This window comes from Frankia sp. AiPa1, from assembly GCF_023243075.1.
GTDB lineage: Bacteria > Actinomycetota > Actinomycetes > Frankiales > Frankiaceae > Frankia.
Genome location: NZ_JALKFZ020000142.1, coordinates 1 through 21238, shown reverse-complemented (window position 1 = coordinate 21238; position 21238 = coordinate 1). Strand labels below are relative to the sequence as shown.

The 21238-nt window shown below is 71.2% G+C and carries 20 protein-coding genes; 15 read left to right on the top strand and 5 right to left on the bottom strand.

Going from position 1 to position 21238, the window contains the following annotated elements:
* Window positions 1–5: 5 nt before the first annotated feature.
* The 11 genes from MXD95_RS15875 (at window position 6) to ilvD (ending at window position 12619) form a co-directional block, all read left to right on the top strand.
* A complete protein-coding gene (locus MXD95_RS15875; protein WP_250641401.1) occupies window positions 6–2051 on the top strand; it encodes a glycosyltransferase family 87 protein in 2046 nt (681 codons plus the stop codon).
* Window positions 2044–3276, top strand: coding sequence for a glycosyltransferase family 39 protein (locus MXD95_RS15870; protein WP_250641400.1), 1233 nt, complete (start codon window positions 2044–2046; stop codon window positions 3274–3276). Before MXD95_RS15875 ends, MXD95_RS15870 begins: the two co-directional genes overlap by 8 nt.
* A gap of 121 nt (window positions 3277–3397) precedes the next feature.
* A complete protein-coding gene (locus MXD95_RS15865; RefSeq protein WP_250641399.1) occupies window positions 3398–3661 on the top strand; it encodes a hypothetical protein in 264 nt (87 codons plus the stop codon).
* Window positions 3662–3982: 321 nt separating this feature from the next.
* Window positions 3983–4312: a 30S ribosomal protein S6 gene (gene rpsF / locus MXD95_RS15860; protein WP_285223654.1), complete on the top strand. Its 330-nt coding sequence runs from the start codon at window positions 3983–3985 to the stop codon at window positions 4310–4312.
* A gap of 63 nt (window positions 4313–4375) precedes the next feature.
* Window positions 4376–4966 (top strand): single-stranded DNA-binding protein, encoded by a 591-nt coding sequence (locus tag MXD95_RS15855; protein WP_250641398.1) that lies wholly within the window; start codon window positions 4376–4378, stop codon window positions 4964–4966.
* Window positions 4967–5016: 50 nt separating this feature from the next.
* Entirely contained in the window at window positions 5017–5253 is a 237-nt protein-coding gene (rpsR, locus tag MXD95_RS15850; protein ID WP_250641397.1) for a 30S ribosomal protein S18, read from the top strand.
* An 11-nt stretch (window positions 5254–5264) separates the two neighbouring features.
* Complete coding sequence (rplI, locus tag MXD95_RS15845) at window positions 5265–5711, top strand: 50S ribosomal protein L9 (RefSeq protein ID WP_250641396.1); 447 nt, start codon at window positions 5265–5267, stop codon at window positions 5709–5711.
* 785 nt (window positions 5712–6496) lie between these two features.
* A complete protein-coding gene (gene dnaB, locus MXD95_RS15840) occupies window positions 6497–8758 on the top strand; it encodes a replicative DNA helicase (protein ID WP_374122044.1) in 2262 nt (753 codons plus the stop codon).
* 198 nt (window positions 8759–8956) lie between these two features.
* Window positions 8957–9307 carry an antibiotic biosynthesis monooxygenase family protein gene (locus MXD95_RS15835; protein ID WP_250641494.1) on the top strand — a complete coding sequence of 117 codons (351 nt, stop codon included), beginning with the start codon at window positions 8957–8959 and terminating at the stop codon, window positions 9305–9307.
* 27 nt (window positions 9308–9334) lie between these two features.
* A complete protein-coding gene (locus tag MXD95_RS15830) occupies window positions 9335–10540 on the top strand; it encodes a hypothetical protein (protein WP_250641395.1) in 1206 nt (401 codons plus the stop codon).
* 228 nt (window positions 10541–10768) lie between these two features.
* Window positions 10769–12619 carry a dihydroxy-acid dehydratase gene (ilvD, locus tag MXD95_RS15825; protein ID WP_250641493.1) on the top strand — a complete coding sequence of 617 codons (1851 nt, stop codon included), beginning with the start codon at window positions 10769–10771 and terminating at the stop codon, window positions 12617–12619.
* A gap of 137 nt (window positions 12620–12756) precedes the next feature.
* On the opposite strand, the gene egtD is transcribed toward ilvD, so the two are convergent.
* The 4 genes from egtD to egtA all read right to left on the bottom strand — a co-directional run bounded on the left by egtD (window position 12757) and on the right by egtA (window position 18052).
* Entirely contained in the window at window positions 12757–13899 is a 1143-nt protein-coding gene (egtD, locus tag MXD95_RS15820; protein WP_250641394.1) for an L-histidine N(alpha)-methyltransferase, read from the bottom strand.
* Entirely contained in the window at window positions 13856–14905 is a 1050-nt protein-coding gene (locus MXD95_RS15815) for a class II glutamine amidotransferase domain-containing protein (protein ID WP_250641393.1), read from the bottom strand. The genes egtD and MXD95_RS15815 overlap by 44 nt, the downstream gene beginning before the upstream one ends.
* Before the next feature lie 112 nt (window positions 14906–15017).
* Window positions 15018–16502, bottom strand: a complete 1485-nt coding sequence (egtB, locus tag MXD95_RS15810) for an ergothioneine biosynthesis protein EgtB (protein ID WP_250641492.1) — start codon at window positions 16500–16502, stop codon at window positions 15018–15020.
* Window positions 16503–16573: 71 nt separating this feature from the next.
* The gene (gene egtA, locus MXD95_RS15805; protein ID WP_308301501.1) at window positions 16574–18052 is read right to left on the bottom strand and encodes an ergothioneine biosynthesis glutamate--cysteine ligase EgtA; all 1479 of its coding nucleotides are present in this window, start codon (window positions 18050–18052) and stop codon (window positions 16574–16576) included.
* 103 nt (window positions 18053–18155) lie between these two features.
* Here egtA and MXD95_RS28970 point away from each other — a divergent pair, with 103 nt between their 5' ends.
* The 4 genes from MXD95_RS28970 (at window position 18156) to arfB (ending at window position 20421) form a co-directional block, all read left to right on the top strand.
* Window positions 18156–18305, top strand: a complete 150-nt coding sequence (locus MXD95_RS28970; RefSeq protein ID WP_250641392.1) for a hypothetical protein — start codon at window positions 18156–18158, stop codon at window positions 18303–18305.
* A 384-nt stretch (window positions 18306–18689) separates the two neighbouring features.
* A complete protein-coding gene (locus tag MXD95_RS15795) occupies window positions 18690–19481 on the top strand; it encodes a nuclease-related domain-containing protein (RefSeq protein ID WP_250641490.1) in 792 nt (263 codons plus the stop codon).
* Window positions 19482–19794: 313 nt separating this feature from the next.
* The gene (locus tag MXD95_RS15790; protein ID WP_250641391.1) at window positions 19795–19944 is read left to right on the top strand and encodes a DLW-39 family protein; all 150 of its coding nucleotides are present in this window, start codon (window positions 19795–19797) and stop codon (window positions 19942–19944) included.
* Window positions 19945–19986: 42 nt separating this feature from the next.
* Window positions 19987–20421, top strand: coding sequence for an alternative ribosome rescue aminoacyl-tRNA hydrolase ArfB (gene arfB / locus MXD95_RS15785; protein WP_250641489.1), 435 nt, complete (start codon window positions 19987–19989; stop codon window positions 20419–20421).
* A gap of 273 nt (window positions 20422–20694) precedes the next feature.
* On the opposite strand, the gene MXD95_RS15780 is transcribed toward arfB, so the two are convergent.
* The gene (locus tag MXD95_RS15780) at window positions 20695–21042 is read right to left on the bottom strand and encodes a molybdopterin oxidoreductase (protein ID WP_250641390.1); all 348 of its coding nucleotides are present in this window, start codon (window positions 21040–21042) and stop codon (window positions 20695–20697) included.
* Between the last annotated feature and the right edge of the window lie 196 nt (window positions 21043–21238).

Genomic DNA, 21238 nt, shown 5'->3' with positions numbered 1-21238 from the left:
TGAGAATGGCGCGCATGGCCACGACACAGGCGTCACCCGCCCGCGTCAGCCCGGCTCGGGAGGACCCGGTCGCCCGGGGTGCGAGTCAGCTGATCGGCGGGCCGCCCGGCGCGCATGCCGTCGTTCCCAGCCGGCGCTCCTGGCTCACGCCGCTGCGAGTTCTGATGGCACTGGTCATCCTCACGTCCGTGCTCGGCTACGCGCAGAAGGCGAGCTGCCGGGACACCCGGAACTGGACGCACGAATACCAGTACAGCGCGCTGTGCTACTCCGACGTGGTCGCCCTCTACAGCCAGGAGGGCCTCATCGACGGGAAGCTCCCCTATCTGGACTATCCGACGGAGTACCCGCCGCTGATCGGCGCGGCGATGGCACTCGTCGCCTGGCCAGCCGGCCTCGCCTCGGGGCCGAAACCGGTCTACCGGACGGACGCCAGCGGCCAGCGGGTCGTCGACCACTACACGATGGATCGGCGATCCGCCGTCTTCTACGACCTCACCGCCCTGCTGTTCCTGGTCGCGGCCTGCGTGGCGGTGTTCTGCACGGCCCGGACCGCGGGATCCAGACGAGTCTGGGACGCGGCACTGTTCGCGCTCGCGCCCGCCCTGGTGCTGCACCTGCTGACGAACTGGGACATCGTCGCCGTCGCCTTCGCGACCGGTGGCATGCTCGCCTGGTCCAGACGGGCCCCCCGGCTCGCCGGGGTGCTGCTGGGGCTCGGCATCCTCACGAAGCTCTACCCGGCGCTGTTCCTGCTCGGCCTGCTGTTCCTGTGCCTGCGCGCGGGCAAGGTCCGCGAGTGGGGCAAGGCGTTCGGGTCAGCCCTGGTCACGGTAGTCGTGGTGCTGGTCCCGCTGTGGCTGACGGCCGGCTACTTCGACGATCAGGCGGACCGGGTGGGCGACAGCATCCTCGGAACGTTCTGGCACGGCGGGGACTGGACCAGTCTGCTGGGGGGAGGCCCGGACGGGGCACGCAACGCGCTGGCCCGGTTCTTCGACCTCAACTCCGAGCGGGGGGCCGACTGGGACTCGGTCGCCTTCGGCGCCACCTGGCTCGCCGACCGGCACGACCCATCCTGGTTCGGGCCGATGCACCTGGTGATCTGCCTGGTGACCGCGGTCCTGCTGATCGCCGCGGCGAGTGCCCTCATCGTCTACCGACCGGATACCCGGCACCTGGTCATCGCCTCGGCGGTGGCGGCGTTCGCCACCATCGTCATCGCCGTGCCGCTCGTCCTGCGGGGCATCCGCGAGCACGGCCTGCCGGTCAGCACGCTCAACATCGTCACAGCGGCGACTCTGGCGGTGGCGGTCCTCGCGATCGGGTTGCTCACCTGGTTCGCGCCGCGCCGTCCGCGGCTGCCCCAGGTGCTGTTCCTGCTGGTGGTCGCGTTTCTGCTGAGCAACAAGGTCTTCTCACCGCAGTACACGCTCTGGCTGCTGCCGCTGGTCGCGCTCGCCCGGCCGCGCTGGCGGCTGTTCCTGGTGTGGCAGGCCTGCGAGTTCTGGGTGATGTTCACCCGCTTCATGCACTTCATCTACAACGACACCCAGGGCCGGCACGGCATCGACCGGGGCTGGTTCGTCGGCGCGGTCGCCCTGCGGGACTTCGTCCTGCTGGTGATGGCCGGCTTCGTCGTGCGGGAGATCCTGCACCCGCGCACCGACGTGGTCCGGGCGGGCAGCGGGCGCAGCCCGTCCGAGCGCTCCGATGCTGATCGCCCGGACGCCGGCCTCGACCCCGACGCGCTCGACGATCCGGCCGGCGGCGTGCTGGACCACGCCCCCGACGTCCGCGGCGGCTGGCGGGGTCGCCCGACCCATCCGGCCAGCACCGACCCGGCGAGCGGCCTGGCCAGCATGGTCGCCGCCGTCACCATGCCCACATCCGTCGGGCCCTCGCCGGCCGTCTCCTCGCCGGCCGCCTCCTCGTCGGCAGAGCCGGCGACGTCTACCCAGATCGAGCCGGGAGCCCTGTTCCGTCCTCGTCGTCGCCCGGACACCGACACCGCCCCGGGCTCGGACGCTGACGGGCCGAACGATGGATAGCGGTCCGGTGGACGGGGCGCTGCTGGGCGCGGGCCGGGGCGAACAGGGCGAACAGGGCGAACAGACGCCTCGCAGCGGCGTGCGGGCATCCGGGCCGCGATCCGGGTGGGACCGCGTGCCGGGGGCGGTGCGGGCGACCCTGCCGCTGTGGCTGGCCAGCCGAGTCGCCGTCGCGCTGCTGTCACTGGGCGCGGCGCGCGCCCTGAGCACGAGTCCTGCCCGCAGCGCGCCGGGCCTGCGCACGCTGTGGGACCGGTGGGATGTCGGCCTGTTCACCAAGGTCGCCCGCTACGGATACCGGTCCCCGGCCTACAGCGATCGTACCGAGGTCGACTTTCCCGGCCTGCCGCTCGCGATCCGGTTCGCGCACCTGTTCGTGCGGGACTGGATCGCCGCCGGACTGGTGGTCTCGCTGTTGGCCGGGGTGGTGACCGCCGCGGCGCTCTGGCGGCTCGCCGCGGACGAGGTGGGGGAGCCGGACGCACGGTTCGCGGTGCTGAGCCTCATCTGCTTCCCATACGCGGTGTTCCTGTTCGCCGCCTATTCGGAGGGGCTGTTCCTGGCCTGCGCGACCGCCGCCTGGCTCGCCGCCCGGCGAGAGCGCTGGTGGCTTGCGGGCCTGCTCGGCGCCGGGGCGGCGTCCGCGCGGGTCAGCGGCATCGCGTTCGGCGTGGCTCTGGTGGTGCAGTACATCGTCACCCGCCGAGGCGAGAAGAAGCCGGTGTTCGCTCGGCCGGCGGCGGCCCTGGCTCTGCCGTTTCTCGCGATAGTCGCCTTCCAGTCCTACATGCGGGCGCGTACCGGCGTCTGGACGTCGTACTCCGACGCGATGCGGGCCGGCTGGCACCGCGGGACCGACTGGCCCTGGTCCGGATGGGCGGCCACCTGGTCCACCGCGACGGACGGCGACGGCGCGTCGACATTCGCGTGGTTCTGGCGGGGAGAGCTGCTCGCGGTCGTCGTCGGCGTGGGGTTGACGATCGTCCTGCTGGCCGGCCGTCGGTGGGGCGAGGCGACCTTCGTCGGCGTGATGACCGCGATCATGGCCTCTACGAGCTACTACGCCTCCGGGATCCGTGGCATCCTCGTTGCCTTCCCGCTGTATCTCCTGCTCGCCCGAGCTGCCTCCCGCCGGACCTGGGTGGCGCCGGTGTATCTCATGATCTGCGCGCCGGTGATGGCCGTGCTCGTGATCGCCTTCACGCAGGGCCAGTGGGTCGACTAACGTCTGGTGGCGGTGAGTGACCACGGCTCGACGGGTGGCGAGATCCACGACTGGCGTCTGAACGCGTGCCGCCGACACGCGTCGGGCGGCCACGACAGCGGAAGGGATGCGCGACGCAGCCATGAACGACGCAGGGCAGGGCGCTGGTCACGCGACGCCGACGGGCGGGACGCCAGCGCGGGCCATCGCCGGTGTCCTCGTGAGCGCAGCCCTGCTCGTCGCCCTCGCGGCGCTCGGCCTCGCGCTTGCCGATCCGTCGCCGTCCCGACATGTGCGTGGACTGCTCATCACTGTTGATCTCGTTCTCCTGGTCGGAGTGGTCACCGCATGGCTGCGCGTCGTTCGGGCCCTGGGCGCAAGGGCGGGTGCCAGGCCGGGCCGATAGCCGCCGGCCAGACGCGACACCGGACGTCTGCCCGCCGCGCGACCATGGGCCACGTCAGGGTGCGCGGAGCCGGTACACTCAGGGAGACATGCCGCGCGTCGGTGTACGCGTCCGTCTGCTGGTCAGGCGCTGACCGATCAGCTTGATCGGTCCGGCCACCGCATCCGGGCCGCGTGCACGGATCATCGTCCGGTCGTCCCGGGCGAGCGGTTCCTGTGATCGTCGACGCCAGGGGCGTCTGTGGCGACACGGATCCGGGGCGCGGCTCCTCCTGCCACGGAACATCCGTGGCCGCCGAGTCCACAGGAGGTGGGTTCACCCTTGGCACGCCACTATGAATTGATGGTCATCCTCGATCCGGATCTTGAGGAGCGCACCGTTGCGCCCTCCCTCGACCAGTACCTCGGTGTCGTCCGGCAGGGCGGCGGTGTGGTTGAGAAGGTCGACATCTGGGGTCGTCGCCGGCTCGCCTACGAGATCATCAAGAAGCATGAGGGTATCTACGCGGTCATCGACCTGCACGCCGAGCCGGCCGTGGTCGCCGAGCTCGACCGTCAGCTCGTCCTGAACGAGTCGATCCTCCGCACGAAGGTCATCCGGCTCCCCGAGCCGAAGCGGCCTCGCCAGAGCCGTCGCGTGGCGGCGGCATGACCCGGTCCGCGGCGACGGCGGGGCATGCGCCGGCGTGGGCCACCGACATCCGGGAGGGCGCCCATGGCCGGTGAGACTGTCATCACCGTCGTTGGCAACCTGACCAACGACCCTGAGTTGCGGTTCACGCCGAACGGCGCCGCGGTTGCCAGCTTCACCGTGGCATCCACTCCGCGCACGCTGGACCGCCAGACAAACGAGTGGAAAGACGGCGAGGCGCTGTTCCTGCGCTGCTCCGTGTGGCGGCAGGCCGCGGAGAACGTCGCCGAGTCGCTGCAGAAGGGCGCCCGGGTGATCGTGTCCGGCCGGCTCAAGCAGCGTTCGTTCGAGACGCGTGAGGGTGAGAAACGCACTGTGATCGAGCTTGAGGTCGACGAGGTCGGCCCGAGCCTGCGCTACGCGACTGCCAAGGTCGTCCGCGCCGCCCGTGGTGGTGGCGCGGGTGGCGGTGGCGGTGGCGGTGGCTACGGCGGCGGGCCCAGCGGAAGTGGCGGTTACGGCGGTGGCGGCAGCTACGGCGCACCCGCCGGTGGCGCACCCGCCAGTGGCGCGCCGGCGGGCGGGTCCGGCGGTGGCTACGGCGGCGGTGCCCCGAACGATGACCCCTGGTCGCAGCAGCCGGCCGGTGGCTTCTCAGACGAGCCTCCGTTTTGAGCGGCCGGTCGTCGTCATCGAGGACGGCACAACGAGGTAGGAGCACGTCCATGGCCAAGGCGGCCGTGCGCAAACCCAAGAAGAAGGTTTGCATCTTCTGCAAGGACAAAGTCGAGTACATCGACTTCAAGGACACGTCCCTGCTGCGCAAGTACATCTCTGACCGGGGCAAGATCCGCGCCCGTCGGGTGAGCGGCAACTGCAGTCAGCACCAGCGGGACGTCGCCACCGCGGTGAAGAACAGCCGCGAGATGGCGCTGCTGCCCTACACCGCCTCGGCGCGGTAGGGGGTCACGCGATGAAGCTCATCCTGACTCAGGAGGTCCCCGGGCTCGGTAGCCCGGGTGACATCGTCGACGTCGCGAACGGCTACGGACGCAACTACCTGGTGCCGCGCAAGTACGCGATTCTCGCGACCCGGGGGGCCGAGCGCCAGGTCGAGCAGATCAAGCGGGCCCGGGCTGCCCGGGCGGTCCGCGACCTCGACCACGCCAACGAGATCGCCGGCCAGCTCGGCGGGCTCAAGGTCGACCTGATCAGCCGGGCAGGCACGGAGGGTCGGCTGTTCGGATCTGTGACGGCGGCGGACGTCGTCGCGGCCGTAACGGCCGCAGGCGGCCCCGACCTGGACCGTCGGCGGGTGGAACTGACCACGCCGATCAAGACGCTTGGCGCGCACACCGTCGCGGTGCACCTGCACCCCGAGGTGACCGCCTCGCTGAAGGTCCAGGTCCGCAAGGCATAGTCTCCAGGCGCCCGGCCACGAGGCCTGGTCCGGAAACGCCCCGGCGGGATCGGGTGCGGGTTTCTCCGATCCCGCATCCGTCCCGTTGGGAAAGAACTCCCCCGGTATCGCCCCACTACACAGGTGGCGGTTTCGGGGGAGTTCCGCGTTCGGGGGACTCCACGGGGATGAGTCCCAGCCGGAAAGTTTTTTCGCCTGTTCGTTTTCCACAGGGGGCCGGCTGAGGGTGTGCGGCGCACCTGGATTTCCTCGGCCCTGGGGTCATCTGTTGTCCACAGATGGGCGCCGACTGTCCCGAGCTTCTCCCCAGGATCCGGCCAGTTATCCACACTCTATCCACAGATGCCTGTGGATAACTTCTTGGCGACAGGGCCTGCCGGTCCGTAGGGTCGGGCCGGTCAGGCTGGAGCCTCCGGTCCGCCGGACACCTGTCTGGATGCACGTCGGGATGCACTTCGGGGCCCGGGACGGGGGCCTGCCAGGGAGAAGCAGGCCCAGGGTCTGCACAGGGATTTTCAGATGTGCAGGGATTTTCAGGATCTGCGCGGGATGCGTATCCGGCATCCGGCTGGGATCCGGGAGGACGCCGGAGCGTCGGCGACGCGGCACGGCCCTGGCTCGGGCCACGGCGCGCCTGGTTGACCTCCACCCGAGTCGATGCGAACATATGTTCGAAAGATGGCTGCGGTCAGACTGGCGCCGCCGGGTCCGGCCGAAGCGGGTCGGCCGAGGCGGGCCGGCCGGGACTGGGTCGAGACGGGCCGGCCGAGTCGGGAGGGGGCCTCGTGAGCGTCACCGAGATCTCGCGTGGTGCCGGCGGTTCGCCGGAGTTCGACCGGACGCCGCCACACGACCTCCCGGCCGAGCAGAGCGTGCTTGGCGGCATGCTGCTGTCGAAGGACGCCATCGCCGACGTCGTCGAGGTCCTGCGGATGACGGACTTCTACCGCCCGGCCCACGGCACCGTCTACGAGGTCATCGGTGATCTCTACGGCCGCGGGGAGCCGGCCGATGTGATCAGCGTGGCCGCCGAGCTCGGCCGGCGCGACATGCTCGAGCGCGTCGGTGGCCCCGGCTATCTGCACACGCTGATCTCGAGCGTGCCCACCGCGGCGAACGCCGGCTACTACGCCCGGATCGTCGGCGAGAAGGCCACCCTGCGCCGCCTGGCTGAGGCCGGTACCCGCATCGTGCAGCTCGCCTTCGGCGCCGCGCCCGACGTCAGCGACGTGGTCGACCGGGCCCAGGCCGCCGTCTACGAGGTCACCGAGCGGCGCACCAACGACGACTATCTTCCGCTGGGTGAGCTTCTCAATCCCGCGTTGGAGGAGATCGAGTCGATCGCGGGTCACGAGGGCTCGCTCACCGGCGTGCCGACCGGTTTCACCGATCTCGACGAGCTCACCAACGGCCTGCACGGCGGCCAGCTCTGGATCATCGCCGCCCGGCCGGCCGTCGGAAAGGCCCTCGCGCTCGATACGCCGCTTCCCACACCGGGTGGCTGGACGACGATGGGGCGCGTGGCCGTTGGCGATGAGCTGATCGGCGCCGATGGGCGCCCGACGCGAGTGGTCGCCGCCACCGAAGTGATGCACGGGCGGCCGTGTTACGAGGTCGAGTTCTCAGACGGATCCGTGATCGTCGCCGATGCCCAGCATCAGTGGGTCACCGAGACGAGAGCGGATCGCCGTGCTGCCACGGATCGGTCTGAGGCCCGTGTCGGGGTGCTCACCAGGCCAGTCACAACGGAGGAGATCGCGCGCACCCTACGTTGCCCGACGGGGGACAACCGAGCCAACCACGCGGTGCACGTCGCCCGGCCCTTCCAGCTGCCGGTCGTCGACCTTCCTCTCGACCCCTATCTGCTTGGCGCGTGCCTCGGAGATGGCACTTCGGCCACGGCCAGCCTGACGTCCACGGATCCCGAGATCAAGCACATCCCCGCCTCCTACCTGCGGGCTGCCGAGCAGCAACGACGTGACTTGTTGGCGGGTTTGTTCGACACCGGCGGCACTGTGGCGAGCAACGGGTCGACCGTGGAGTTCACGTCCACCGACGCGCGACTTGTCCGTGACGTTCGCGAGCTTGTCCTTTCGCTGGGATACCGGGCGACCGTCACGACGAAGCGGGTGCGGGGGAGGTCGGAGGCGGCCTCTACCCGTTTCACGATCGATTTCGCTCCGCAGGATCAGGTGTTCCGGCTTACTGGCAAGGCGCAGCGGCTGCGGCCGACCGGCTATCCGGGGGTAGGGCTGCGCTACATCACAGCTGTCCGGCCGATCCAGCCTGTGCCGGTCCGATGCGTCGAGGTCGACAACTCGGATCATCTCTACCTGGCAGGCGAAGCCTGCATTCCGACGCACAACTCGACTCTGGGGCTGGACTTCGCACGTGCGGCGTCGATCAAGAACGGGATGACGTCGGTCATCTTCTCGTTGGAGATGAGCCGCATGGAGATCACCATGCGGCTGCTGTCCGCCGAGGCGCGCGTGTCGCTGCAGAACATCCGCACCGGTCGGCTCACCGAGGAGGACTGGGGGCGCCTGGCCCGCCGGATGGGGGAGGTGGCCGAGGCGCCGCTGTTCATCGACGACAGCCCGCACCTGACCATGATGGAGATCCGGGCCAAGGCACGGCGGCTCAAGCAGCGCAACGAGCTGCGCCTGGTCATCCTCGACTACCTGCAGCTCATGTCCTCGCCGAAGAAGGTCGAGAGCCGCCAGCAGGAGGTCAGCGAGATCTCTCGGTCCCTGAAGCTGCTGGCCAAGGAGCTCGAGGTGCCGGTGGTTGCCATCTCCCAGCTCAACCGCGCCTCCGAGCAGCGTGCCGACAAGCGCCCCCAGGTCTCCGACCTGCGCGAGTCCGGCAGCCTCGAACAGGACGCGGACGCGGTCATCCTGCTCTACCGGGAGGATGCGGTGGAAAAGGAGTCCGCTCGCGCCGGCGAGGCGGATCTCATCATCGCCAAGCACCGCAACGGTCCGACCGGCACCGTCACCGTCGCCTTCCAGGGCCACTACTCCCGCTTCGTCGACATGGCCAACTGATGTTCCGGCGCTGCGCGCCCGGCCCGGGTCCTTGTCCTCGGTGCCGGATACGGTCCGAAGTGGGATGCTCCGCCCATCGGCTGCCCCAGCGGTGACACACTGGACGCACCATGACTCCGGGCGGCCGTCGAGGTCGCGGCCCGAGCGCAGGACGCGAGGAGACGCCAGGTGAGTGACGACACGAGTGGCACCGCCGCGGTGGACACCCCGCGGCCGGGCGCAGCGGTCGATGGCGCCGCCGTGACGGCCGTGCTCGAGATCGCCCGGTTCGAGGTCCGGCCCGGAACCGAGCGGGCCTTCGAGGACGCTTACCACCAGGTGCGCCCCGAACTGGTCGGCACACCCGGGTGCCGATTCGCACGGATGACCCGCGGTGTCGAGTCGCCATCCAGCTACGTGCTGCTCGTCGAATGGGATGCGCTCGAGCGTCACCTCGTGGACTTCCGCGAGTCCGAGCGGTTCGTCCACTGGCGCGCGGCGCTGGGGCCGTACTTCGCCGCGCCGCCCGATGTCGCGCACAGCGCCGACATCGGGCCTGCGTTGGTCTGAACCTGCCGGCCGGCTGGACTCCTGACCATGGCGAACTTCTTCGGCTTCCTGTTTGTCGCCCCGCTGGCGGCGGCCTTCTTCGGCTTCCTGATCTGGCTTCTCCCGGCGATCGTGCTGCGGAACCGGATCAGCGAGTTCCGGATCCGGCCGTTCGTCTTCTTCGTCTCCGGCTACCTCTTCACGCTCGTCCTGACCATCTCTCTGATCTTCTCCGAGCACTCGGTCGCGCCATTCGCCGGGACCGTCGCCTCGCTCGGCCTGGTCTGGGTGATCCGCGACCAGTGGCGCCGCCGCCGTCCACCGTCCAGGAGACAGCCCGCCGGCCCGCAGCAGCCCGGTCAAACGCCAGGCCAGGCGTTTCCCCCCGGGGCGCAGGGTTATCCGGGTGCTCCGGGTTACCCGGCCGGGCCAGGTTCGGCGGGGCAGTCCGGCTATCCAGGCCCCGGCCAGCCGGGCGCCCCCGGCTTTTCGGGCCAGCCGGGCTACCCGGGGCAGTTCGGCCAGCCCGGCCGGTTCGGTCAGCCCGGTCAGCCGGGGCGATTCGGCCAGTCGGGTCACGGTGGCTATCTGGGCCAGGGCGGGGCACCCGGTTATGCCGGCCAGTCTGGCTGGCCGGGATCTGCTGGGCATTCCGGCCGGCCCGGCCCCTCAGGTATCCCCGGCCAGCAGCCCGATGGGACGGATTGGCTGGCCGAGTCCGGCCAATCCCCAGCACCCGCGCAGCCGTCCCAGTCTGGGCCGTCGCCGGACCAGGCTTGGGATCCGCCGGCCCTCGGTGGCGGGCCGACGTCGCCCGCGGGCCGCCAGCCGGCGGGCGAGGACCTGGCTGCGGACCTCCCACCGCTGGACGAGGTCCCCTACATCCCGGACTTCCTGCCGGACTTCGACTCGTTGCCCGCCCCACCCGACCCGGATCGGAGGGGCACGGCCGGGCCCGGAGAACGTCCCGGGCAGCACGGCGGTGCGTCCGGCGGCAGGTCCGGGCCCCGGCCCGGCCCCGGAGCCCGACCGGTAGCTGGCCGTGGAGCAGACGCCACTCCCGGATCGTGGGCCGGCAGCGAGCCGAACGACGAGGGCGCTCGGCCCGGTCAGGACGATTCCGGCGCATGGCCTGAGCCGCCGGCCGGTGGCAGGGGCGCCGGGCGGCGGATCGCGGGCTATCCCTTCGCCGCACCCCCGCCGGACGCCGCCGGCGACCCACCCTCCCAGGACCCGGGCAGCCCGGAAACCTGACCCGGCTTACGACGCTGCTCGGCTGTCACGCTGTTCGGCTGGCACGCTGGCGTACGGTATCGGGCTGCGGTGTCGCGTCCGCCATGTGGCGTACCGTCGTCTCAGCACCCATGACCGCCGCCAGCGGCCGCCCTCGGTGGCTCGACTGTGGTTCGCCGAACGCGGCCGCCAACCGTGGTAGGCGGCGCCAGGGTGACGCCCGTTGCCGATGTGAGCCCCGAGGTCGAGATGCCCGCACTGCGTTCCCGAACGACCACGCACGGCCGGAACATGGCCGGTGCCCGCGCCCTGTGGCGGGCCACCGGCATGACTGACGACGACTTCGGTAAGCCGATCATCGCCGTCGCGAACAGCTTCACCGAGTTCGTTCCGGGACATGTGCATCTGCGCCACCTCGGCGAACTGGTGGCCGGTGCCGTGGCCGAATCCGGCGGGGTGGCGCGCGAGTTCAACACGATCGCCGTCGACGACGGGATCGCGATGGGGCACGGCGGGATGCTGTACTCGTTGCCGTCCCGGGAGCTCATCGCCGACAGCGTCGAGTACATGGTCAACGCGCACTGCGCGGACGCGCTGGTCTGCATCTCCAACTGCGACAAGATCACGCCGGGGATGCTGCTCGCGGCGCTGCGGCTGAACATCCCGACGGTGTTCGTCTCCGGCGGGGCGATGGAGTCCGGCAACGCGGTGATCTCCGGCGGAACGGCGCGGTCGAAGCTCGATCTGATCACGGCGATGTCGGCGGCGGTGAACCCGGATGTCTCCGACGACGATCTGTCCTCGATCGAACGCTCGGCCTGCCCGACCTGCGGGTCATGCTCGGGCATGTTCACCGCGAACTCGATGAACTGCCTGACCGAGGCGATCGGGCTCTCGCTGCCGGGCAACGGGTCGACTCTCGCCACCTCAGCCGCGCGCCGCGAACTGTTCGTCGAGGCCGGGCGGGTCATCGTCGATCTGGCCCGGCGTTACTACGAGAAGGACGACGACGCCGTCCTGCCCCGGTCGATCGCGTCCGTCGCCGCGTTCCGCAACGCGTTCGCCGTGGACGTGGCGATGGGCGGCTCGACGAACACCGTCCTGCACCTGCTGGCCGCCGCGGTCGAGGGCGGTGTCGAGGTCACCCTCGCCGACATCGACGAGATCTCCCGCACCGTGCCGTGCCTGTGCAAGGTGGCGCCCAGCTCCACCCGCTACCACATGGAGGACGTGCACCGCGCCGGCGGCATCCCGGCGATCCTCGGCGAGCTCGACCGGGCTGGCCTGCTCGATGCGACCACGCACTCGGTGCACGCGGCCAGCCTGCGCGAATTTCTCGAGCGGTGGGACGTGCGTGGCACGAACCCGTCGCCGGACGCGGTCGAGCTGTTCCATGCCGCGCCGGGCGGGGTGCGCACGATCGAGCCGTTCAGCTCGACGAACCGCTGGGAGTCCCTGGACACCGACGCCGAGAACGGCTGCATCCGCTCGGTCGAGCACGCCTACTCGGTCGAAGGCGGCCTTGCGGTGCTGTTCGGCAACCTCGCCGCCGATGGCGCGGTCGTGAAGACGGCCGGGGTGGACGAGAGCCAGTGGACGTTCCGCGGCCCGGCGCTGGTCGTCGAGAGCCAGGAGGAGGCGGTCGACGCCATCCTGAACAAGCGGGTCCAGGCCGGCGACGTCATCATCGTCCGGTACGAGGGGCCCCGTGGCGGTCCGGGCATGCAGGAGATGCTCTACCCGACGGCTTTTCTCAAGGGGCGTGGCCTCGGCCCCAAGTGCGCGCTGATCACCGATGGACGGTTCTCCGGCGGCAGCTCGGGCCTGTCGATCGGGCACGTCTCGCCCGAGGCGGCGCACGGAGGCACGATCGCCCTGGTCCGCGACGGGGACATCATCGAGATCGACATCCCGGCCCGGCGCCTGGAACTGGTCGTGCCGGACGAGGAGCTTGACCGGCGGCGAGCCGAACAGGAAGCGGCTGGTGGCTACCGGCCGACGGACCGCCAGCGTCCGGTCTCGGCGGCGCTGCGCGCCTACGCGGCGATGGCAACCTCCGCGTCGACCGGCGCCGCGCGCGACGTCACGCTGCTCGGCTGAGCGTCGTCTTCCGGGCTGAGCGGGACCCGTCCCGGCCTGGTGGACACTGCCGGGACGGGCTGACATGGCCGGGACGGGCTGACATGGCCGGGCGGGATGGGTAGACGTAGACGTGGGCACCCGCCCGGCTGTCCGGACTATCCCGGGCCCCGGCTGTCCGGACGCTCGCCGGCCCGGCTGGCCGGGTCAGACGGGGGTGGTGGGGTGGTGGGGGCGGCAAGGGTGAGGGCGAAGTCCCCGTCGGGGTCGGTCCACCGCGCCGCGCACGCCCAGCCGGCCTGCGCCAGCTCCGCGTCGATCCCCTCCGGGACGAACTTGGCGCTGATCTCGGTGAGCAGGTCCTCGCCCCGGACGAAGTCAAGGCTGAGGGCCAGCGCGTCGATAGTGACCTGCTGGTCGCGCACGGCGCGCAACCGCATCTCGATCCAGGAGTCGGCCGCGTTCCACTGGGCGATATGCGCGAAGCCGCGGACGTCGAAGTTGGCGCCGAGCTCCCGGTTGAGGACGGTGAGGATGTTGCGGTTGAACGCGGCGGTGACTCCGGCACCGTCGTCGTAGGCGGCGACCAGCCGGTCCGGATCCTTGAGCAGGTCCGTACCGATCAGGAGCGTGTCGCCGGGCCCAGCCTGACCGCGAAGCGTTGTCAGGAACTTCTGGCGCGACTCCGGACGCATGTTGCCGATGGTGCCGCCCAGGAAGGCGATCATGCGGTGTCCACCGGTGGGCAGAAAGGACAGGTGCCGTTCGAAATCGCCGACGACCGCATGCACCGCCAGGCCCGGGTAGTCGGCGAGGATGGCCTGCCCCGACTGGATCAGAGAGGTCTCGTCCACATCGAAGGGCGCGAAGCGTCGCAGACAGCCCGTGTCGCGCAGCGCGTCCAGGAGCAGCCGGGTCTTGCTGGAGCTACCGGAGCCAAGCTCAATGAGGGTGTCGACCGGGTGGACGGCAGCAATGTCAGCGGCGTGCAGTTCGAGGATGGTGCGTTCGCGTCGAGTCGGGTAGTACTCGGGCAGCCGGGTGATCTCCTCGAAGAGGATTCCGCCCCGGGCGTCGTAGAACCACTTGGGCGGCAGTGACCGCGGCGGCGCTGTCAGGCCGGTGAGGACGTCGCGCGCCAGGGCGACCGCCCGATCGGCCTCGCGAACGTGCCGCTGCACTGTCAGAGCGGGCCCACCGTCGGGTGCGGAGATCAGCTCGGATTCACGTGGAACAACGGTGATCGAATCCGCGGGGTCAGCCGTCCCGGTGGGGGAGGTCGTCGGAGTCCTCGCTGTCATCGTGGTTTCCTCCATCGACGGTGTGCAACCCACAGTAGCCACCCTCGGTTTTCAAGCTACGAAGGGTGACCTTGCGCGTGTCGGCCACCAGGAGATGGCGGTCCGGAACATGGATCCAGCCAGGTGCGTCGTCGTCGGGCTCGCTCGCGACCAGGACACCGTCCGCCTCGACCCGGTAGACCAGCGTCTCGCCCCAGGCGGTGGCGACCAGCTGGGTGCCATCAGTGACAAGGAGATTCAGACGCGCGGCCTGCGCCCGGCCCGGCGTCGGCGGCTGGGTGGATGTCTCCGTTCGTCCGGATGCCCGCGCCGGTTCGAACCCGGACCGCTGTTCGGACGCGGACGTCCGATCGGGCCCAAACTGCTGTTCGGACGCGGCTGTCAGGTCGGGAATGGACGTCCGATTGGACCCGGACAACCGATTGGACCCGGACGTCCGGTCGGGCACAGGTGGACGGGTCGGTACGGGGGGGTGTTCGGGGACAGCCGTCCAGTCTCCGGCCCAGGGGCGCGGGGCACCGGGGCCGGAGTCGGCGAGGTCGGCGTCCCCGAGGGCCGTGACGACCGTGGCGACCGCGTCGGCGAGGGGGAGCTGTGCGGCGTGCTCCCAGAGCAGGGCGGCTACCAGCGCCGAGTCGCAGGCCGAGTCGGGTGGCGGTGCATCGGGGTGCTTCGCCAGCAGGGCACGCACGGCGCTCGGGTCCACTCGCCCGTTGTGGCTGAGCAGGCGGATGCCGTCGGTGAACGGGGCGGTCGCGGACTCCTCGACCGGCATGCCGACGCTCGCGTTGCGCACGGCCGCCAGCACACAGCCCGAGGCGATCACACCGGCGATCGAGGCATAGGACGCGTCGGTCCACATCGGCACTGCCCGGCGGTACCGGGCTGGCTCGGCGCGCTGCCGCGGGGCGTACCAGCCGACGCCGTAGCCGTCGGCGTTGATCGTGCCGTGCCGCATCCGCCGCGGTGCCCAGGACTGCCGCAGCAGGCCGAACGGACGTGCCATCGTGAGCTCGGCGAGCGTGCGGGGAGCGCCTATCCAGGCGAGGTGACGGCACATGGTCAGCGCCCCCAGACCGTCAGATGGCTCTTGGGGGTGGTCACGCGGCGCGTGGTGGTCATTCGGCGTCGCGAGCCAGCCGGAAGCCCGCGAAGATCTGGCGTCGGATCGGGTAGTCCCAGTTGCGGAACGTGGCCCGGATGGCCGGGACGCCGGTCGCCCAGCTCCCGCCGCGCAGGACGCGGAAGGCCGACGTCTCCCCCGACTTCGGGAAGAAGACCTCGCTGTACTCCCGGTAGGGATGGGAACGGAAGCCCGGGTAGGGCGTGAATCCGCTCGCGGTCCATTCCCATACGTCCCCGATCATGTGCTCGGCTCCGCACGGACTCGCGCCCGTGGGGTAGGCCCCCAATGGAGCGGGACCGCTCGTGCGATTTCCCAGATTGGCATGGTCTGGGGTCGGCGCGGTGTCACCCCACGGATACCGGCGTGAACGTCGGGTGACCGGGTCGTGGGTAGCGGCCTTCTCCCATTCCGCCTCGGTGGGCAACCGCCGGCCGGCCCACCGGGCGTGTGCCTCGGCCTCGTACCAGCAGACATGCTGGACGGGCTCGTCCGGCGGCACCGGCTCGATCCGGCCGAACCGTCGGCGTAGCCAGATCCCGCCGTCGCGCCACCAGAACGCGGGCGCGTGGGCCCCTTCCTGCTGCCGCCATTCCCAGCCGGCCGGGGACCACAGCCGCGGGTCGTCATAGCCGCCGGCGTCGATGAAGGCCATCTGCGCCCGGTTGCTCACCGGCAGCGTGTCGATCCAGAACGCCGGCAGCTCCACCCGGTGCGCGGGGCGCTCGTTGTCGTACGCCCACGGGTCGTGACTCGTACCGAGGGTGAAGGGGCCGGCCGGCACCAGCACCTCCCTGCGCGGCACGACCCGGCCCGGCGCGGGTGTGGCGCCGACATCAAGCAGCGGGGGACCGGCCCGCAGCTGATGGGTGGCCAGCATCGTCTCGGCGTGCTGGTGCTCGTGCTGGATGACCATGCCGTAGACGAATCCGCGGGTCAGCAGCCGGTCGTGGGCGTCGGCGTCGGCGTCCAGGGGGGAGCCCTCGGTCGCACGGGCCGCGGCGCCCGAGGGCGTGCCGGTGCCCGTCGGGGAGGTGCCGGCGGGCACCGGGGGCGCCGCGCCGGGCTCGGTGGCGATGCCGATGCCCACCGGCAGTGCGTGCGGGATGGTCAGGGAATGGGCCGGGTCGTCGGGCAGCGGGCCGAACCGGTCGAGCAGGTCGAGTGCGCGTCCGCGAACCTCGCGCAGGTAGGCGCGGGCGCCGGCCGGGCCGAGCAGGGCCAGGGCCGCTCTGCTGGCCCGGCCGTGCCGGAAGGCGTCGTAGATGTCGTCCAGGCCAGACCGGGTCGCATCCTGCGCACCGAGGGCGCGCACCAGCCAGAGATCCTCGAAGTTGCCGACATGGGCGAGATCCCAGACCAGCGGCGACATCAACGGGGAGTGCTGGCGGACAAGCTCGTCGTCGTCGATGTCGGTGTAAAGAAGCGACCGTCGCCGGACCTCCTCGAGCCCGGCCACCACCTGCTCGCGCAGGCTCACCGGGCCGTCGCCGCTGGACGGTTCGGGGGACGGTTCGGGGGACGGCTCGGGGGACGATGACGGCTGCGGGGTCAGGCGACCGAGATGCACGACCGGGCCTCCTCGCGCAGCAGACCGGCCGGGCCGATCCGGGTGAACCGCTCGGACAGTTCGTCGGCCGGGCAGCGACCGCGGCCCGGGTAGCGCTCGGTGAACTCCTCGACGGCATGGACGAGATCACCCGGGGCGCCCGCACGACGCAGCGCGGCCGTGGCGAGGTCAAGGCAGGCCAGGCCCGCCTGGTGCAACGACTCGTCGGCCATCGCGAGCGTGGACGCGCTCGACCAGCGCCCGGCCACCTGCTCGCAGGCGATTCCGGCACCGGCGGCGGCGACGGGATCGGTGAGCAGCGCCGTGGTCACCGCGACGGCCACCATCCAGCCATCCCCCGGCTGCGCGTCCAGATAACGCAACTCCCACCACCCTCGGGGGCGGACCGGTGGGAACAGGGTAGTCGCGTGGTAGCGAAGATCGTCGATGGTCGGTGGACGCGCGACGGGGCCGCGTCCGGCGAGCCAGTCGGCGAAGGTGTGGCCCGCGGTGGCGGCGATGAAATGGTCGTCGTGCTCGCCCGAATCGTCCGTGCCGGCGTGCTCGGGGGCAGCGATCATCATCAGGCGAGCGTCCAGTAGATAGCGGGCCCAGCGGGCGGCAAGCTCGGCGCAGGGAAGCGGACCGGCGCCGATGCCCGCCCCAACGCCGAGTTCCCTGCCTGTGCCTCCGTTTTTCCAACCGGAGCCGACAGCGGGCGTTCCGGGTGTGTCGGGCGTTCCGGGTATCAGCGTGGCGGTGGGGCCGGCGTCGGGTCCGAGGCGGACGTCAAGGACGGAACGGGTCCGACTCGCATCGATGCCGGACCAGATGGCCTGCCGGGTGGAGCGCCAGCGGGTACGTCGCCCGGCGAGCGCGGGCGAGGCGGCGAACATGGCGGTCAGCACCGGACCGACGGTGTGGGCGAGCCGGAACCGTTCGTCCGCCTCCGCCGGAGTTGCCCCGAGGTCCAGGTTGACCTGGACGGACGCCGTCGAGAACATCATCGACGTCCCGGAGGCGCCACCGCCGGCCAGGAAGTGCTTCTCCATCGCCGCGTAGCGGGACGCCGTGGTCTGGCGTCCCGCGGTGCGCAGCGGATCGGTGCCCATGCCGACCAGCGCGAGATCGTGCTCGGCCAGTGCGGCACGGACGAGGCGCAGATCCGCGGCGGTCGCCGCGATGGCCGCCGCCAGCGTCGCCGGCGGGCCGGACAGCTCGAGCTGTCCGCCGGGCTCGAAGGTGATCCGGCTACCGCCCGGCAGCATCATGCCGGAAGCGTCGGTGTCAGCCGGCCCATCGACGACCGCATGGGCGGCTGCCCCCAAGGGCGGGTCGCCGGCCGGCCTGATGGCGGTCGCCCAGGCGGCCGGGCTGGCGCCGTCGGCGAGACAGGCGAGGGCTCGGCTGCTGCGCGCGGGCGTGACGGGACGGTGTACGTCATGTCGGTCCACCACGAACCATTCGGTCTCAACACCCACCGTCACAGCTGGTGACAAGTGGATTGCCGACGGCACCGCGACTATCGGTGAAGATGCCCCTGCCCTCGGGGCGTCGGCTGTTGTCGGAGCCGAGGTGGCCGAGGTGGCCGAGGTGGCCGAGGTGGCCGAGGTGGCCGTCGGGGTGGCGGGAGGTGTCACGCAGGCGACTGCGAAGGCGAGTACGGCGTCACGGTCGAGCGGGCTGCGGTACGGCGGGTTGTCGTCGTTCCCAGCGGCCCGAGCTGGCGCGTGACCTGGCATCCTGCGGCTCCTTCGTGGCACTGGCACCATCGCGCCGCGCTCGGCGGCGGCTGCCTGGGAGATTCCTCCCCAGCCTCGGCGTCGACTATCCGACCAGACCGCCCGGTGTCGTCTCGGCGACTTCGCCGAAGGGTGGTATAGATGTGGGTTCAACGTGGTTCTCGCTTGCATATTCCACGCCCCTGACCCTGTCGCTGTTGTGAATTCAATGGAATGGTGACCGGTATGGACCAGCAAGCCGGTAACGCGGAGTAACTGACCGTGTCCTGGCCCGGTTCCGGACCGGGGGCAATCGCCTAGCCCAGCGGCGTCGTGCCGGCGCCGGGAGGTGGTGACCACGGACGTGTCCGACCGGCAGTCAGCGGGGCGTTCGGCCATGGCCGAATACCTGCGGCGCAGGGAGCTTTACTCCGCCGAACGCGCCGACCACAAACAACGCTCGTTCGCCGTCGCGGGCGGCATCGCCGCGGGGGCGGTCCTCGCCGTGGTGGCGCTCTGCGTCCTCGCCGGGCTGCCGGCGGGGGTCGCGGCCCAGCTCGGCGTCGTCGCGGCGCTGGTCGTGGGCGTCGTCGCCGCGGTCCGGTTCTTCCGGACCCCACCGGAGATCGAGGCCTGGCGCGAGGACGCCGAGGCCGAGCGCAGCACCGCCCGGGCGCTCGACCGCCTGGTCCGCGCCGGCTACACGGTCCTGCACGACCGGGCTCTGGCCGACTCGGCGAGCAACATCGATCATCTCGTCATCGGTCCGTCCGGCGCCTGGGTGATCGAGACTGACGCGCACGAGGGCCCGGTCCGGCAGAACTCGGCCGGCGTCTGGGCCGGCAAGGTCCCGCTGCGCGCGATGCTCGGCCTGGTCGCCTGGATGGGCGAGGAGACCACCGCCCAGCTGCTCGGCGAGCTGCCGGCGGGATGGCAGCTCGAGGCCCAGCCGGTCGTCGCGTTCGCCCGGGCCGAGGTGCCCGCCGGACTCGCCCTGGTCGAGGGCGTGCTGCTGCTGCCCGCGTCCGGCGTGGCCGACTATGTGCTCTCCGCCGGGGTGGTCCTGCGGCCGATCGACGTCGCGATGCTGGTGGACGTCGCCGAGCGGGCGTTCCCCGCCTACGAGGTGAGTGCGCCCCCCCGGTCCTGGCCGGCCCGCTCCCGCCTACGCGGCCTGCTGCGCCGCTGACCCGTGCTGGTCGCTGCCGTGTGGTTGACGACCTGTGCGGTTGGGTGGGCTCGGGTTGGTGCCGCGGCCATGGATCGGTGTGCCGTGGCCATTCGGTGTGCCGTGGCCTCGGATCGGTAGGCCGTGGCCATTGATCAGTGCGCCGTGGCCTCGGGAGCGCGATGCCGCACCTGTCGGGATCGGCCTCTCGGACTGACGCGGTCGTGGTGTCGGTCACCGGGATACCGTGGAGGTCGGGTCGCGAACAGCGACGCTTGCGCGACCGTCGCCAGACGCCGACGGCGCCGGGCCGGGCCGGACGAGAGGAGTCGACATGGCGCGCAAGGTGACGGTGCTGGCGTTGCTGGCGGGCGCCGGGGCCGCGCTCACCGCCGTGCGGCGGCGAGCCCGCAGCGGTGAGGACATCGACCTGTGGCGCGAGGCCACCGCGACGACCGGCGCTCCCGCCACGCCCGTCGGGTAAACGCGGCTGACGGATGGCCCGGGGTCGGGCACCATGGAGGGCATGCTGCCCCGGGAGGTTCAGGTTCGCCCGGGTTTCGCACTGCCCGCAGACGAGTTGCGCTGGCGGTACTCCCGCTCCTCCGGCCCCGGCGGGCAGTCGGTGAACACCTCCGACTCGCGGGTCGAGCTCTCCTTCGACGTGGCCACCTCGCCGAGTCTGCGCCCGGCGGTTCGCGCGCGTGCCCTGGCCCGCCTCGCCGGCCGGCTGCACGACGGCGTCCTCACCCTCGTGGCGAGCGAACACCGTTCACAGCTGCGCAACCGCGAGGCCGCGCTCGACCGTCTGGTGGACGTCCTGCGGACGGCGACGGCACCGCCACCCCGCGCGCGTCGCTCCACCAAGCCGTCCCGGGGCGCCGTCGAGCGGCGACTGCAGGCGAAGAAGCAGCGCTCCGCCACCAAACGGGACCGCCGCGTGGTCCCACCCCACGACTGACCGCCCGGCCCTCCTGACCGCCCGGCCCTCTGTCCGCCCGGCCCTGCTGACCTGGTCGGGCTGGCACGCTCTCACCGGACGGCCCTGTCACATTCCGTGGCGAAAATTCCCGGGCCAGAAAGCCTCAAGATTCAAACAGGTCGTTGTGGGGGTATTCGTGTCTGATTTGTCCCCCACGGCGACCTGTGAAGCGGGATCTTGCTCCGTCGCCCATCGCCGAAAGTAGCGGTCCAGTGGATGGGTCGCCCATCTGCGGCGGCAGAGTTCGCAGCCTCAGAGTTCGACGATGCCGACGTCGGCGACCAGGGTGCCGCGGAGGCCCTCCGGCGCGGCGAGTAGCAGCTCGACCCGGGTGGCCGGGGCCAGATCCTCGATGACGCGCAGGGGGACGTGCACCGAGGCGCGGGCGCCGATCGGGAAGTAGCGCATCGGCTGGCCGTCCCGGTGCAGGATCGCGCAGATGAGTTCGTTGGTGGAGTTGCCGCCGCGGAAGTACAGCGGCTGCGCCGTGATCCCTTCCGGCACCACGTAGGCGAAGCTCGCGCCCAGCGAGAACGGCGCGCCCAGCCCACGCCCCTCGAACGGGACGATCCCCTGCAGGAAGCGTGGAGTGGTCAACATCCGCCTGCAGCCCGCCTCCCGCGTTCGTCCGCGCCGTCGACACTCAGGGTAGGTCACCGCGCGGGCGGCTGGCCGGCTCGGTCGGATGCGTGCCACACCCGTCCACCGTCCACCGTGTGCCGTCCACCGTGTGCCGTCCACCGTGTGCCGTCCACCGTGTGCCGTCCACCGTGTGCCGTCCACCGTGTGCCGTCCA

Bases quoted from the DNA above. Each gene is read 5' to 3' on its own strand.
- rplI (WP_250641396.1), top strand. From the start codon at position 5,265: ATGAAGCTCATCCTGACTCAGGAGGTCCCCGGGCTCGGTAGCCCGGGT.
- MXD95_RS15855 (WP_250641398.1), top strand. From the start codon at position 4,376: ATGGCCGGTGAGACTGTCATCACCGTCGTTGGCAACCTGACCAACGAC.
- egtD (WP_250641394.1), bottom strand. From the start codon at position 13,899: ATGACAGCGAGGACTCCGACGACCTCCCCCACCGGGACGGCTGACCCC.
- arfB (WP_250641489.1), top strand. From the start codon at position 19,987: ATGCTGCCCCGGGAGGTTCAGGTTCGCCCGGGTTTCGCACTGCCCGCA.
- MXD95_RS15780 (WP_250641390.1), bottom strand. From the start codon at position 21,042: ATGTTGACCACTCCACGCTTCCTGCAGGGGATCGTCCCGTTCGAGGGG.
- ilvD (WP_250641493.1), top strand. From the start codon at position 10,769: ATGCCCGCACTGCGTTCCCGAACGACCACGCACGGCCGGAACATGGCC.
- MXD95_RS15865 (WP_250641399.1), top strand. From the start codon at position 3,398: ATGAACGACGCAGGGCAGGGCGCTGGTCACGCGACGCCGACGGGCGGG.
- rpsR (WP_250641397.1), top strand. From the start codon at position 5,017: ATGGCCAAGGCGGCCGTGCGCAAACCCAAGAAGAAGGTTTGCATCTTC.
- MXD95_RS15830 (WP_250641395.1), top strand. From the start codon at position 9,335: ATGGCGAACTTCTTCGGCTTCCTGTTTGTCGCCCCGCTGGCGGCGGCC.
- MXD95_RS15795 (WP_250641490.1), top strand. From the start codon at position 18,690: ATGGCCGAATACCTGCGGCGCAGGGAGCTTTACTCCGCCGAACGCGCC.
- MXD95_RS15815 (WP_250641393.1), bottom strand. From the start codon at position 14,905: ATGGCACGTCCGTTCGGCCTGCTGCGGCAGTCCTGGGCACCGCGGCGG.
- MXD95_RS15790 (WP_250641391.1), top strand. From the start codon at position 19,795: ATGGCGCGCAAGGTGACGGTGCTGGCGTTGCTGGCGGGCGCCGGGGCC.
- MXD95_RS15875 (WP_250641401.1), top strand. From the start codon at position 6: ATGGCGCGCATGGCCACGACACAGGCGTCACCCGCCCGCGTCAGCCCG.
- MXD95_RS15870 (WP_250641400.1), top strand. From the start codon at position 2,044: ATGGATAGCGGTCCGGTGGACGGGGCGCTGCTGGGCGCGGGCCGGGGC.